The 14,046-nt window shown below is 72.7% G+C and carries 12 protein-coding genes; 9 read left to right on the top strand and 3 right to left on the bottom strand.

Translation table 11 applies throughout. The annotated features are described in order from the left end of the window. Nucleotides 1-37 precede the first annotated feature (37 nt). On the bottom strand, nt 38-1,075 hold the full coding sequence (locus JI751_RS05165; RefSeq protein ID WP_201934164.1) for a hypothetical protein: 1,038 nt from the start codon (nt 1,073-1,075) through the stop codon (nt 38-40). 133 nt (nt 1,076-1,208) lie between these two features. Here JI751_RS05165 and JI751_RS05160 point away from each other — a divergent pair, with 133 nt between their 5' ends. The 9 genes from JI751_RS05160 (at nt 1,209) to JI751_RS05120 (ending at nt 10,948) form a co-directional block, all read left to right on the top strand. Then, a complete protein-coding gene (locus JI751_RS05160; RefSeq protein ID WP_201934162.1) occupies nt 1,209-2,114 on the top strand; it encodes an ABC transporter ATP-binding protein in 906 nt (301 codons plus the stop codon). Then, nucleotides 2,111-2,932 (top strand): ABC transporter permease, encoded by an 822-nt coding sequence (locus JI751_RS05155; RefSeq protein WP_201934156.1) that lies wholly within the window; start codon nt 2,111-2,113, stop codon nt 2,930-2,932. The genes JI751_RS05160 and JI751_RS05155 overlap by 4 nt, the downstream gene beginning before the upstream one ends. Before the next feature lie 179 nt (nt 2,933-3,111). Then, a complete protein-coding gene (locus JI751_RS05150; protein WP_201934155.1) occupies nt 3,112-3,657 on the top strand; it encodes a cysteine hydrolase family protein in 546 nt (181 codons plus the stop codon). Beyond that, on the top strand, nt 3,654-4,598 hold the full coding sequence (locus JI751_RS05145) for a PfkB family carbohydrate kinase (protein WP_201934154.1): 945 nt from the start codon (nt 3,654-3,656) through the stop codon (nt 4,596-4,598). Before JI751_RS05150 ends, JI751_RS05145 begins: the two co-directional genes overlap by 4 nt. Nucleotides 4,599-4,664: 66 nt before the next feature. After that, nucleotides 4,665-5,327 (top strand): hypothetical protein, encoded by a 663-nt coding sequence (locus JI751_RS05140; protein ID WP_201934148.1) that lies wholly within the window; start codon nt 4,665-4,667, stop codon nt 5,325-5,327. Nucleotides 5,328-5,410: 83 nt separating this feature from the next. Next, entirely contained in the window at nt 5,411-8,626 is a 3,216-nt protein-coding gene (locus tag JI751_RS05135) for an ATP-binding protein (protein ID WP_201934146.1), read from the top strand. Nucleotides 8,627-8,679: 53 nt separating this feature from the next. Next, nucleotides 8,680-9,297 carry an FAD-binding protein gene (locus JI751_RS05130; protein ID WP_201934144.1) on the top strand — a complete coding sequence of 206 codons (618 nt, stop codon included), beginning with the start codon at nt 8,680-8,682 and terminating at the stop codon, nt 9,295-9,297. Then, nucleotides 9,294-10,010, top strand: coding sequence for a hemerythrin domain-containing protein (locus JI751_RS05125; protein ID WP_201934142.1), 717 nt, complete (start codon nt 9,294-9,296; stop codon nt 10,008-10,010). The genes JI751_RS05130 and JI751_RS05125 overlap by 4 nt, the downstream gene beginning before the upstream one ends. A 17-nt stretch (nt 10,011-10,027) precedes the next feature. Further along, complete coding sequence (locus JI751_RS05120) at nt 10,028-10,948, top strand: GNAT family N-acetyltransferase (protein ID WP_201934139.1); 921 nt, start codon at nt 10,028-10,030, stop codon at nt 10,946-10,948. A 283-nt stretch (nt 10,949-11,231) separates the two neighbouring features. Here JI751_RS05120 and JI751_RS05115 read toward each other — a convergent pair whose 3' ends face one another. Both JI751_RS05115 and JI751_RS05110 read right to left on the bottom strand, forming a co-directional pair. Next, the gene (locus JI751_RS05115; protein WP_201934135.1) at nt 11,232-12,560 is read right to left on the bottom strand and encodes an enolase C-terminal domain-like protein; all 1,329 of its coding nucleotides are present in this window, start codon (nt 12,558-12,560) and stop codon (nt 11,232-11,234) included. Further along, entirely contained in the window at nt 12,557-14,038 is a 1,482-nt protein-coding gene (locus JI751_RS05110) for an aldehyde dehydrogenase (NADP(+)) (RefSeq protein WP_201934132.1), read from the bottom strand. The genes JI751_RS05115 and JI751_RS05110 overlap by 4 nt, the downstream gene beginning before the upstream one ends. Nucleotides 14,039-14,046 lie beyond the last annotated feature (8 nt).

Raw genomic sequence — 14,046 nt, 5'->3', positions numbered from 1 at the left:
CCACCATGCCGGACAACCTGGTCCGGGCGGGCGAGGCTCAGCGCGACTCGAGCATGAACCAGCGGCGTACCTCGACGCGCCGCAGGCACATGACCGTCGCCACGGCCGCCATCGCGGGGAAGACGACCAGCGGGCTGTCGAGCACGAAGAACATGCAGCCGACGGCGCTGAACGCGGCGATGACCATGAGCCCGCGCCGCGCCCAGTCGCGCCGGGCCATCGCGAAGCCGGCCAGGACGAGGGCGACGACGCACCACACGATGAACGCGCCGGCGAAGGCGAGCACGGTGTCGCGCACCTGGTCGAACGTCAGGCCCTCGTCGAACAGCTCGGGCTGCTGCTCGAGCACGCTGCGCAGGAAGTCGGGCGACAGGCCGGCGATCGCGACCCACAGCAGCGACATCGTCAGCAGGCCGCCGGCCATCACGACGGTGATCACGAACGCAGCCACCATCGCGGCGGGGCGGGCGTGGAGGTCCTGGTGGTGCTGCCACGCGTGGGTGGAGTAGGCGTGCGGGGCGTAGGCCGGGCCGGAGGGGGGCGGCGGCAGCTGACCCGGAGGCCGGTGCTGCGGCGGCGCGCCGGGAGGCAGCGTACGACGTGGTGCGACGTCGTCGGCCTGGGGGCGGGGCGAGGGAGGCGTCCACCGACCGGTGGCGAACCACTCACGACCGGGCGAGAGCCAGAGCATGACGGTGCCGGCAGCGACGAACGAGCCGGCCAGTCCCCCGACGGACATGCCGCTGAGGAAGACGGGCACGGCGAAGATCGACAGGCCGAGGCGAGCCGAGCGGTCGGGCTTGCGGACGTACCACCCGAGGATCGCGGTGGCGCACGCCGACATCGCGGCGACCAGCACCACCCAGCGCAGGAGGTCGGAGGCCGACTGCACGTCGAGGCCGAGCGACGAGAACGGCGGCTCCGCCAGCGCGGTCGCGATCGCCTCCTGCGTCTCGAGCGAGCCGAGCGTCGTCACCCGCTCCCAGGAGGTGAGCAGCACCATGATCGAGGCGAACATGATGATGCCCGACGCCAGGGTGACCTGGGGCGGACGCTGCTCGGTGGGCTGGCTCACGACACCATTGTCCCCGGACGCGCCCAACCCGCCCACATCTGCGGGCACCGGGGTCTTCTCAGGGTCGGTCTCGGGGACCGACCGGGCACTCTCCCCGATGTGCGGGAGCACCGGTCGCCACGAGGGTTGACCCATGATCAGCGTCGAGTCCCTCACCAAGCACTACGGCCCCTTCACGGCCGTCGACCACGTGTCCTTCACGGCCGCGACGGGCCGGGTCACCGGCTTCCTCGGTCCCAACGGTGCCGGCAAGTCCACCACCATGCGCGTCATGGTCGGCCTCACCCGCGCCAGCTCCGGCCGCGTCACCATCAGCGGCCGCGACTACCGCGAGCTCGTCAACCCCGGCCTCGAGGTCGGCGTCCTGCTGGACGCCTCCGCCCAGCACGCCGGTCGTAGCGGCCGCGAGATCCTCACCATCGCCCAGCAGACGATGGGCCTGCCGAAGGCCAGCGTCGCCGAGACGCTCGCCCGCGTCGGCCTCACCGACGACGAGGCCGGCCGCCGGGTGCGCGACTACTCGCTCGGCATGCGCCAGCGCCTCGGCATCGCCACGGCCCTGATCGGTGACCCCGAGGTCCTCATCCTCGACGAGCCGGCCAACGGCCTCGACCCGGCCGGCATCCGGTGGATGCGCGACCTGCTCCGCGGGTTCGCGAACGACGGCGGCACCGTGCTGCTGTCCTCGCACCTGCTGCACGAGATCGAGGTCATCGCCGACGACATCGTCGTCATCGGCCAGGGCCGGATCGTGGCGCAGGGCAGCAAGGCCGAGCTGCTGGCCGCCGCCGGCACCCTCGTCCGTACGTCCGATCCCGCCCACACGGAACGCCTCGCCCGTGCCCTGCACGAGGCGTCCGTCGTCACCACCCCGATCGACGGCGGCCTGCGCGTCGACGCCGAACCGGAGCTCGTGGGCGAGACCGCCCACCGCGCAGGCGTCGTCCTGCGCGAGCTCCGCCCCGCCGACGGCGCGGGCCTGGAGGAGATGTTCCTCGAGCTCACCGCCGACACCGCCCGTGAAGGAGCAGCAGCATGACCACCACGATCCAGCCCGCAGTCCTCGACACACCCGCCACTGAGGCGGCCACCCCGGCCCGCGTCGTACGCCCCATCCCCACCGCCCGACTCGTCAAGGTCGAGCTCCGCAAGATGTTCGACACCCGCGCCGGCTTCTGGCTGATGGCGAGCGTCGGCATCGTGTCCGTGCTCGCGACGGCCGCGGTGATCATCTGGGCGCCGGACGAGGCGATCACCCAGAACACGTTCTCCACCGCGATCGGGATGCCACTGTCGGTCGTCCTGCCGATCATCGCGATCCTGTCGGTCACCGGTGAGTACAGCCAGCGCACCGGCCTGACGACGTACACGCTCGTGCCGTGGCGCGGTCGCGTGCTGTCCGCCAAGGTGGTCGCGACGCTGCTCGTCGGCGTCGTGGCGATGTTCGTCGCGCTCGCCGTCGGTGCGCTTGGCAACGTCGTCGGCTCGGCGATCACGGGGCTCGACGCGACCTGGGACATCTCGCTCGCGCAGTTCGGCAACATCGTCCTGGCCAACGTGCTCGGGATGCTGATGGGCTTCATGCTCGGCGTGCTGTTCCGCAGCTCGGCCGCGGCGATCGTGGGCTACTTCGTCTACTCCTTCGTCCTGCCGGTCGCCCTCGGCACGCTCGCCGCCTTCCAGGAGTGGTTCCGCGACCTGCAGCCGTGGGTCGACGTGCAGTTCGCGGTCACCCGGCTCTTCGACAGCTCGATGACCACCGAGTACTGGCAGCAGCTCGGCGTCACCACGCTGTTCTGGCTCTGGATCCCGCTCGCCTTCGGGCTGCGCGCGGTCCTGCGTGCCGAGGTGAAGTAGGTCCCCTCTACTCCCTCGTGCCGCGTCGGCGGTCACCGGTCGGGGGACCGGTGGCCGCCGACGTCTGTCCGATGTCGCCCGCAGGTCCCCGGATATCCGGGGACCTGCCCGCTCACAGGTAGAGATCCCTACCTCGAAGCGGGCATCTCGAACTGGAAGGTCTCTGACAGGCTGACGGCATGCATCCCGATGCCTGGCTGGTCGTGATCGACCCGCAGCGGATCTTCGCCTCGCCCGACAGCCAATGGGGCTCGCTCATGTTCCCGGGCATCGTCGAGCCCGTACGCCGTCTCGCGTCCGCGGCCGGAGAGCGCACCGTGGTCACGCGCTGGGTGCCCGCGCCCGAGCCGCAGGGCAGCTGGGCGGCCTACATGGAGGCGTGGCCGTTCGCCGCGGTCCCCGACGGGGACCCGCTGCTGTCGCTCGTTCCCGAGATGGACGGGATCGGGAGCCACGTCGTCTCGGTGCCGACCTTCGGCAAGTGGGGACCTGCACTCGAGGCGATCACCGGCGCCACCCCGCACCTCGTGCTCACGGGCGTCTCGACCGACTGCTGCGTCGTGTCGACCGCGCTGGCCGCCGCGGATGCCGGCGCGACGATCACGGTCGTCACCGACGCGTGTGCCGGCTCGACCCCGGAGAACCACCGGTCGGCGCTGGACGTGATGGCGCTCTACCCGCCGCAGATCACCCTCGCCACGACCGCCGAGGTCCTGGAGTCGTGAGCCGGGTCATCCACACCGGCCAGGCGCTGGTCGACGTCGTCGTCGAGGTCCCCGACCTGCCGGCGCGCGGCCAGAACGTGATGGCGTCCTCGGCCACCGACTACGCCGGCGGTGCCGTGACCGTGCTGGTCGCCGCGGCCCGCTTCGGCGCCGAGTGCGTCCAGGCCGGGGCGATCGGCACCGGCCCCCACGGCGACCTGATCCGGTCGGCCCTCGCGGCCGAGGGGATCTCCGCGGCCGCCGACCCCGTGCCCGACCGCGACACCGGCATCTGCGTGGTGATGGTCGAGCCGAGCGCCGAGCGCACCTTCGTCACGACCCTCGGCGCCGAGCGCCACATCTCCGTCGAGTCGCTCGCGACCTCGGACCCGCGACCCGGCGACCTGGTCTGCGTGACCGGCTTCTCGTTCGCGCTCGCGAGCACCGGCGAGCCGTTGTTGGCCTGGCTGCCGACGCTCGACCCCGACGTGGTCGTCGTACTCGATCCGGGGGCTGCGTTCGCCGGCCTCAGCGAGCACGTCCGCGCCGCGATGCTCGAGGTCACCGACGTCTGGTCGAGCAACGCCGAGGAGGCCGAGGAGCTGCTCCGCGCGGTCGGCCAGGAGCCGCCGACCGACCTCGCCGAGCTCACCACCGCGATCGCTCCCCTGCTGCGTGGCGACGCGGTCGCCATCGTGCGCGACGGGCCCGAAGGGTGCGCCGTGCACGTGGAGGGCGGGACGACGTACGTGCCCGGCTTCCCGCAGACACCGGTCGACACCAACGGTGCCGGCGACACCCACACCGGTGCGCTGCTGGCCGAGGTGGCGGCCGGTACGCCGTGGGTCGAGGGCTGCCGGCGCGCCAACGCCGCCGCCGCCATCAAGGTGACGCGGCGCGGGCCGCAGTCGGCCCCGACGGCAACCGAGGTCGACGACTTCCTGCGCACGGCGGTCGAGTAACGGCCCGCAAGTCGACGTGCAGTGGCCTGCACGCCACCGGCAACCGGAGTACCTCACGGTCGCTGCATGACCACCACAACGCTCTACCGTCTCAGCGCCCTTGCGCTCATCATGTCCTTCGTCCTCAGCCTCCTCGGCGGGGTGCTGCACCCCGTCATCGACGGGCAGTCCCACTCCGTCGAGGTCTTCCTCGCTCCCAGGTCGCCGTGGGCGCAGTACCTGATCTACGCCGGCGCCGTCTTCCTGATGCTCGGCCTCCCCGGCGGCTACCTCTTCTTCCGCGAGGAGCTCGGCAAGCTCGGGTTCGTCGGCTTCACGACCTACATGGTCGGCAACGCGCTCAGCGCGATGGCTCACCTCGTCGTCGAGGCCTTCGTCGGTCCCACCCTGGCGGCCGACCCGCAGGGACGGCACCTCGTCTCCGACACGGGCGAGATCTTCGACGCGACGTCGTTCGTCGTCCTCCAGGCGGTGGGCGGGTTGATCTTCGTCTTCGGCCTGATCCTCATCGGCATCGCGCTGATCAAGGCAGGGGGCATCCCAAGCTGGATCGGCATCATGCTGGTCCTCGGCGTCCTGCCGCTCTTCGTGCCATTCCCGGAGCGCGCTGTGGTCGCCGGCCTCATCGTCGAGGTGCCGCGCGGGCTGATGGTCGCCTCGCTCGGCATCCTCATGATCCAGCGAGTCGGCGCGCCGCGAACGGCCGAGCGCGAGCTCGAGCGGGTCTGACCAGCTGCAAGTCGATCGCAAGTGGGGCGGCTGAGGATCCGTTCATCTCAGCCACCCCACTCCCTCGTCCCTAGGATCAGCCCATGCTCGAGGTCCGTGCCTTCGGCGGCGTCCGCGCCCGCCTGGACGGCGAGCCGGTCGACCTCGGCGGCCCACGTCAGCGCGCGGTGCTCGGGCTGCTGGTCGCCGCCGGTCGCCGGACGGTGTCGACGGACCGGTTCCTCGAAGAGCTGTGGAGCGGCGAGCCCCCGCCGAGCGCGACGGGCGCACTCCAGGCGTACGTCTCCCGCCTCCGATCCGCCCTCGAACCACACCGCGAGAAGCGCCGGCCGGCCGGCGTCCTGGTGAGCAACCCGCCCGGGTACGCACTCGCGCTGCCGACGGCCGCCGTCGACACCTGGCACTTCACCGCCCTCGTGCGCCGCGCCATCGGGCTCGACGACGCCGCGGCCGTGGACGCCCTCGACGAGGCGCTCGCGCTGTGGAGCGACGACCCGTTCGCCGAGTACCTCGACCACGAGTGGGCGGCCACCGAGTCCACCCGCCTCCACGAGCTGCACTCCGAGGCCGTCGAGCTGCGAGCCGCGGCCGCGCTGCGGCTCGGTCGTGGCGGGGAGGCGATCGCGGACCTCGAGGACCACGTCCGCACGCACCCGCTGCGCGAGCAGCCGGTCGGCCTCCTCGCCCGCGCCTACTACCAGGCCGGCCGCCAGGCCGACGCCCTCGCCGCCCTCGCCGTCCTGCGGGAGCGGCTGGTCGACGAGCTCGGCGTGGATCCCGGCCCGGACCTGCGCGACCTCGAGACCGACATCCTCAACCACGCCGACCACCTCGCGATCCCCGCGCGCCCGGCTCCGGTCGTGCCGCCCGGTCCGGTCCCGGAGGTCGTCGACGTCGATGCGCCGACCCTCCTCGGCCGGGAGGACGAGCTGGCCCGCCTCGGTGCGGCTGCGGACGCCGTCCGCAGCCGCGCGGGACTGGTCTGGGTGGAGGGCGATGCCGGCTTCGGCAAGTCGGCGCTGGTCTCGCGGTTCGGCGACCAGTCCGTGTCGACCTGGTCGGTGCTGCGGGGGCACTGCTCGGAGGTGGCTGGCACACCGTCGGGCCAGGCTTGGCTGGAGATCCTGGAGGGACTGGCTGTCGCACCGCCGGAGGACGCGCGCCCCTTCGCGCTCGCAGACGCCCTGCGGCACCAGCTCGAGGCGCGTGGCACCCGGACCTTGGTGATCCTCGAGGACGTGCATCGCGCAGACGACGACACGCTCCAGGTGCTGTGGCAGCTCGTGGAGTCGACGCACGCACCGGTCCTGTTCGTCGCGACCTTCCGCAGCCACGAGGTCGGGCGCGACCTGGCCGCCACCCTCGCCCTCACCACCGAGCGGACCCTCGACCGGGTCGTGGTCGGCGGGCTCGACGACCGCGCTGCGAAGGAGCTGCTCGTGCAGCGCGTCGAGGCGACGTTGCCCGACGGCGCGTGGCAGCGGCTCGTCGACCGCTCGGCGGGCAACCCGCTGTTCCTGCGCCAGCTCGCGCAGCTCGTGGACTCCGAAGGTCTCGACTCCGTCGACACGGTGCCGGCTGCGATCCGCGACCTGCTGCTGCGACGCATCGACCGCCTCCCCGTCGCGACGGCCGACGCCCTGTCGCGCGCGGCGGTGCTGGGTCGCGACCTCGACTTCGACCTCGTCGTCGCCTTCGAGCAGGAGTGGGCCGACACGGACGAGGACTCGGTGGCCAACCACCTCGACGCCGGCCTCGTGGCGGGCCTGCTCGACAGCCCGCGACCCTCGGACCTGCGATTCACCCACGCCCTCATCCGCGACACCTTCTACGGCCGGCTCGCACCCCTGCGGCGTACCCGGCTGCACCGGGCAGCTCTCGCGACCTACCTCCGCCAGTGGCCGGACCGGGTCGAGGAGGTCGCCCACCACGCCACCGCGAGCCTCGACCGGCGCTCGGCCGCAGATGCGGTGCCGCTGTTGCTCGCCGCGGCCGCCAGGAGCGGGTACGCCGCCGCGGTCCCGCACCTGCGCACCGCGATCCGGGCCCTCGACCTCGCCGGTGCCGACCCGGCCGAGGCCCTCCCGGTCCGGCTGGACCTCGTCCGGGCGCTGGCACGCGACGGGAACATCACGGCGGCGGCGACCGAGCGCCAGGTGGCGATCCGCGAGGCCACGGAGCACGGCACGCAGGTCGACGTGGCCCGCGCGTGGCAGTGGCAGTCGCCGATGATGTGGACCCGCCGTGCCAGCGACCAGGTGGACGCCTCCGCCATCGACGAGCTGCGCCGGCTGCTCGCAGCGGTCGGCGACGACGACCCAGCGCTGCACATCGAGCTGCTCAACGCCCTCGTCATCGAGGCCGACCCGTGGAACATCGACGTCGTCGTCGAGGCGGCCACCGAGGCACTGGCCATCGCGGAGGAGCTCGACGACCCCGAGCTGGAGTGCCGGGCACTCAATGCCGCCTACTTCGGCGTGCTCGCCTCCGACGACCCCGGTGTCCTGCGTCGCATCGGGAAGCGGATGCTGGAGGCGGCCGAGCGGGCCGACCTCCACGGCTACGTCGCCGTGGCCCACATGTACCTGCACTCCGCCGCGGTCGCCGAGGCCGACCTCGGCACCGCGGCCGCGCACATCGAGTCGGCCGTGCGCGCCGGCACGAGCGGCCAGCTCCCCGAGCTGCTGATGCTGTCGTCGATCTTCGAGGCGACGACCATGCTCGTGCAGGGCGACCTCGACGGGTCCCGGACCGCGTTCGACACGATCGCCGCGACGATCACCGCGTCCGGCGACCCCAACGGCTTCTTCATCTGGCTCTGGTCGATGTTCGCGATCGAGTTCGCCGCGGGCGACACGTCGTCGCTCCACGAGCACGCGGTCCGGATGACCGAGCTGATGCCGTGGCACTCCACCGATCTCCTGGTCGTCACGCTCCTCGACGCCGGCGACGTCGGTGCCGCTCGCCGGACGTGGAGCCCGACGCCGATGCAGCACGACGCGACGTGGCTCTTCGACATCGCCGTGCGCGCCCACATCGTCAGCGAGCTCGGCGACGTCGAGCAGGCCCGGGTGGTCTACGACGAGATGCTGCCGTGGGCCGGACAGCTCGCCCGATCACTCAACGGCGCCCTGGCGCTGGGACCTGTCGACCACTACCTGGGGCTGCTCGCGACGACGCTCGGCGAGCACGTCATCGCCCGGCACCACTTCGACGCCGCCCTCCGGCTGACCGGCCCTGGCCAGGCCAGCACGTGGGACCGCAGCTGGGTCCGCACCCCGGCCCACCTGCGGACCTGACGCTGCAAGTCCGCTGACAGTCGTCGGCAAGCGGGCCGGGCGACAGTGACCGCATGAGACGAACCACTGCGATCCCCCCAGCCGCGGTCGACGCCCTGCGTCGTACCGTCGACGGGCTGGTCGCCTACCCCACCGACCCGGCGTACGACGCCGCGCTGTCCGACCCGCACGCACCGCACGTCCGCCCGGACGTCGTCGTGGTTCCGGCCACCGAGCTCGCCGCAGCAGCGGCGGTCGACGTGGCACGCGCCCACGGTCTCCGCATCTCCGGACCGACATCCGGCGACGAGCCCGTGATGATCGTGCTGACCCACCGGCTCGTCGACGTGGACGTCGACCCCCGGACCGCGACGGCCACCGTCGGGGCCGGCGTCACCTGGGCCGACCTCGAGACCCGCGCCCTCGACAGCGGGCTCGCGCCGCAGCACCCCGGTCCCGACGCGCCGAGGGGTGTCGTCGCGTCGGCGTGCGCCGGCGTCGTCGATGCGCTGGCGGTGCGGGTCGTGCAGGCCGACGGCTTCGTCCATGTCGTCGACGACCCGCGGCCCGCGCCCGGCCAGGCGCAGCCGTGGATCGTCACGGCCGTCATCGTCCGGCTCCGACCGCTCACCACCTCCACCACCACGCCCAGCACCACCACCCACGCCACGAACGAACGGATGCCGTCATGAACCAGACCGCCCTCCCACCCCTCCTGCTGCCCGGCCAGGCTGCGGCACCGCCCGGACCGTGCGACATGACCGGCATGTACGTCATGCACCACGCCTTCCGACGTGACCTCGGCCGGTTCGCCTCCGCGGTGCGTCTTACGCCGCTCGACCAGCACGGCACCTGGCGCGCCCTCGAGCAACGCTGGGCGCGGTTCGCCCACGAGCTGCACGAGCACCACACCAAGGAGGACGTCGGCATCTGGCCGCTGCTGCTCGAACGCGTCGGTGGCGATGACCGGGCGGTCCTCGAGGCCATGGAGGCCGAGCACGCGCTGGTGGACCCGCTGCTCGAGCGTGCCGAGAGCCTGCTCGGACGCCTGGCCACCTCACCGCGCAGCGTCTTCACCGAGGACGAGCGTGACGGGCTCACGACGACGGTCGAGGAGCTGCGCGACGCGCTGCACGAGCACCTGTCGCACGAGGAGGCCGACGCGATCCGCATCATCCAGACCGAGATCACCGCCGACGAGTGGGCGCACCTGGAGGCCACGGTGCTGCGCGGCAAGCCGTCACCAGGGCAGATGCTCTTCATGCTCCCCTGGGCGACCGACGAGCTCCCGGCGGAAGCGGTCGCACGCCTGCTCGACGGCGCACCGCCCCCGATCCGCTGGCTGCTCGCCCTCGGTCGCCGGTCCTACACCCGGCTCGACCGACGCGCGTTCGCGTACGCATGAGCGGTCACACTGCTGCCATGGATCTGGACCTTCCCGCCGGGCTGACCCACCGTCCGCTCACCTTCGAGGACGCCTCCGGCGTGCTTGCCGCGATCGCTGCCGAGGAGGTGCACGACCTCGGTGAGTCGTCGATGACGCTCGAGGACGTGGAGGCCGACTGGCTCCGGCCGAGCTACGACATCGCGTCGAGCACCGTCGGTGTCTTCGACGGCGACCTCCTCGTGGCGTACGCCGACCTCAGCACGCCCACGGTCGGCTACACCGCCGTGCTGCCCGAGCGTCAGGGCCAAGGCATCGGCACGGCCCTGGCCGACTGGATCCAGGCCCGTGCCCGCGCCGCGGGGAGCGACCGCGTCGGTGCGCAGGTGCCCGAGGGCAGCGCCGCCGACCGGCTCATGCGCGACCTCGGCTACGAGGCGCTCTGGACGGCGTGGGACCTCGAGCTGCCTGCCGACCGCGAGATCGAGGCCCGCAACCTCCCTGCCGGGTTCACGATCGCCGACGCAGGCGAGGACGACCGCAGGGCCACCTGGACACTGCTCGAGGACGCCTTCCTCGAGTGGTCGGACCGCGACCGGCAGAGCATCGAGGACTTCGGGGCGCGCATCTGGGGACGTCCCGGCTACGAGCCGTGGAACCTCCGCGTCGCGCGCGCCGAGGACGGGACCGTGGTCGGTGCCACGCACGTGCACCTGTCCGGGGCCGACGAGGACACCGGGGAGGTGGGTGCGTACGTCGCCAAGATCGGCATCCGTCCGGACCACCGTGGCCGCGGACTCGCTCCCACCATGCTGGTCGACGCGTTCGGCCGGGCTCGGGTGCACGGCGCGAGGCGGTGCTTCCTCTCGACCGACACGAGGGCTGGTGCTCGCGGGCTCTACGAGAAGGTCGGCATGGTCGCCACCTCCACGTGGGTCAACCGGAGCATCCGCCTCTGAGGCACAAGCCGGACGCAAGCGGGCCACAAGCGGTGGGGCGCATCGTCGTCTCGACGGCCGCCGGGGTCGTCCCGCACAGAGAGACACGCAGATGCACACCGTCCAGATCCACCGACCGCTCACCCACCTCACCAGGCACCGACGTCACCGGCTCCAGCAGGACATCCAGCTGGAGATCGCCGTCCGCCGCATGGACTTCATCCGCTGAGGTGGACCACCCGTCCGCACCATCCGCCCCAGGGCCGCGCCGATCCTCGGCGCGGCTCTGCTGACATCTCGGGGCTCAGCGGACGAGGCAGGGGCGCTTCGGGTCGAAGGCCCAGTCCTTGACGAGGTACTGCATCGCGACGGCGTCGTCGCGCGCACCGAGGCCGTGCTCGAGGTAGAGCTCGTGCGCCGCGGCCAGCCGGTCGCGGTCGAGCGTCACGCCGAGCCCGGGCCGGGACGGCACCTCGATCGCGCCGTCGATGATCTCGAGCGGCTGCTCGGTGAGGCCTTGGCCGTCCTGCCAGATCCAGTGCGTGTCGAGCGCGGTGATCTCGCCGGGCGCCGCGGCGCCGACCTGGGTGAACATCGCGAGCGAGACGTCGAAGTGGTTGTTGGAGTGCGAGCCCCACGTCAGGCCGAAGTCGTGGCACAGCTGGGCGACCCGGACCGAGCCGGCCATCGTCCAGAAGTGCGGGTCGGCGAGCGGGATGTCGACGGCGTTCGTGCGGACGGCGTCGGCCAGCTGGCGCCAGTCGGTCGCGACCATGTTGGTCGCCGTCCGCAGTCCGGTGCGGCGCTTGAACTCCGCCATCACCTCGCGCCCGGAGAAGCCGCCCTCGGCGCCGCAGGGGTCCTCGGCGTAGGCGAGCACGTCGTCCTTGCCTGCCAGCAGGCGTACGGCGTCGTCGAGCAGCCAACCGCCGTTGGGGTCGAGGGTGATGCGCGCGTCGGGGAAGCGCTCGTGCAGCGCGGTGACCGCGGCGACCTCCTCGTCGCCGGGCAGCACGCCGCCCTTGAGCTTGAAGTCGCTGAAGCCGTAGCGCGCCTGCGCGGCCTCGGCGAGGCGTACGACGGCAGCGGGCGTCATCGCCTCCTCGCGCCGGACCTTCGCCCAGTCGTCGTCCCCAGCCTCGTCGTGCGAGCGGAGGTAGGGCAGGTCGGTGCGGTCGGGGTCCCCGACGTAGAAGAGGTAGCCGAGCATCGGTACGCGCTCGCGCTGCTGGCCCTCGCCGAGCAGCTCAGCGACCGGTACGCCGAGCGCCTGGCCCGACAGGTCGAGGAGCGCCGACTCCAGCGCGGTGACCGCGTGGATGGTGGTGCGGAGGTCGAAGGTCTGCAGCCCGCGGCCGCCGGCGTCGCGGTCGGCGAAGCGTGCGGACACGCCTCGCAACAGCGACCGGAACGACGCGACCGGGTGTCCGACGAGGACGGCGCCGGCGTCCTCGATGGTGGCGCGGATCGCCTCGCCACCCGGCACCTCCCCCAGTCCGGTGCGCCCGTCGGAGTCGGTGACGATGGCGATGTTGCGGGTGAAGAAGGGGCCGTGCGCGCCACTCAGGTTGAGCAGCATCGAGTCGTGACCGGCGACCGGCACGACCTCGACGGCGGCGATCGTGGTGGTCATTCCAGGTCCCCGTCGATCCGGCGGCGCACACCCCACGGGTTGTCGTCGCGGACGGCCTCGGGCAGCAGGGCGGCAGGCACGTCCTGGTAGGCGACCGGCCGCTGGAACCTTTCGATCGCCAGGCTGCCCACACTCGTGCTGCGGCTGTCGGAGGTCGCGGGGAACGGTCCGCCGTGCACCATCGCGTGCCCGACCTCGACGCCCGTCGGCCATCCGTTGAAGAGGATCCGGCCGGCCTTCGTCTCCAGCACCGGGAGCAGCTCTGCAGCAGCCGGCGCGTCAGCATCGGTGGCGTGGACCGTCGCGGTCAGCTGGCCCTCGAGGCCCTCGAGCCGCCCCAACAGGTCGGCCACGTCGTCGAAGCGGACGACCACGCCGGACGCACCGAACACCTCGTCGGTGACCGGGCCCTCGAGCGCCGACACCTCGACGACCTGCGGTGCGGGCGCGAGGTCGCCGGACGCGGTGCCCTGAGCCACGATGCGTACGCCGGTCACGTCCCGCAGCGTCGCGGTGCCGCTGCGGTAGGCCTCGGCGATGCCGGGGGTGAGCATCGTCTGCCCGGTCGCGGCGGCCACGGCCTCGCCGGCCGCCCGGAGGAACGCGTCGCCCTGCTCGCCGCGCGGGAGGAAGAGCAGGCCGGGGTTGGTGCAGAACTGGCCGGAGCCGAGCGTCAGGCTGCCGACGTACGCCGTCGCGAGGGCGCTGACGTCGCCGCCGAGCGCGCCGGGAAGGACGACGACGGGGTTGATCGACGACATCTCGGCGAAGACCGGGATCGGCACGGGGCGGGCCGAGGCCGCCTGCACGATCGCGAGGCCGCCGCCGCGCGAGCCGGTGAAGCCGACCGCGGTGATCCGCGGGTCGGCGACGAGCTCCTGGCCGGTCTCGACGCCGCCGAGCACGAAGGAGAAGGTGCCGGCGGGGAGGCCGGACTTCTCGACCGCGCGGGTGATGGCGCGGGCGACAAGGGTGCCGGTGACCGGGTGCGCCGGGTGGCCCTTCACGACGACCGGGCAGCCGGCGGCGAGGGCGGAGGCGGTGTCGCCGCCGGCGGTCGAGAACGCGAGCGGGAAGTTGCTGGCTCCGAAGACGGCGACCGGGCCGAGCGGCACCATCCGCTGGCGGATGTCGGCCCGCGGGAGCGGCGTACGGTCCGGGAGCGCCGGGTCGATGCGGACGCCGAGGTGGTCGCCCTGCTTCACGACGCCGGCGAACATCCGCAGCTGACCGGTCGTGCGACCGACCTCGCCGGTGATGCGGGCCTCGGGCAGCCCGCTCTCGCGGACCGCCTCGACGATGATCGCGTCCCTGTCGGCCTCGATCTCGGCGGCGACGGCCTCCAGGAACGCGCCGCGCTCCTCGGGCGAGGTCGCGCGGTAGGCGCCGAACGCCTTGGCAGCGGCCGTGGTCGCCGCGGCGACGTCGGGCTGTTCGGAGTCGGCGCCCGCGATGATCGAGTGTGCCTGGTCGGTCATGTCGTCCT

The organism is Nocardioides baculatus, assembly GCF_016735675.1.
Taxonomy (GTDB): Bacteria; Actinomycetota; Actinomycetes; order Propionibacteriales; family Nocardioidaceae; genus Nocardioides; species Nocardioides baculatus.
Note: the sequence above shows the minus strand (reverse complement) of the source record. Positions and strands in the feature narration are given on the sequence as shown.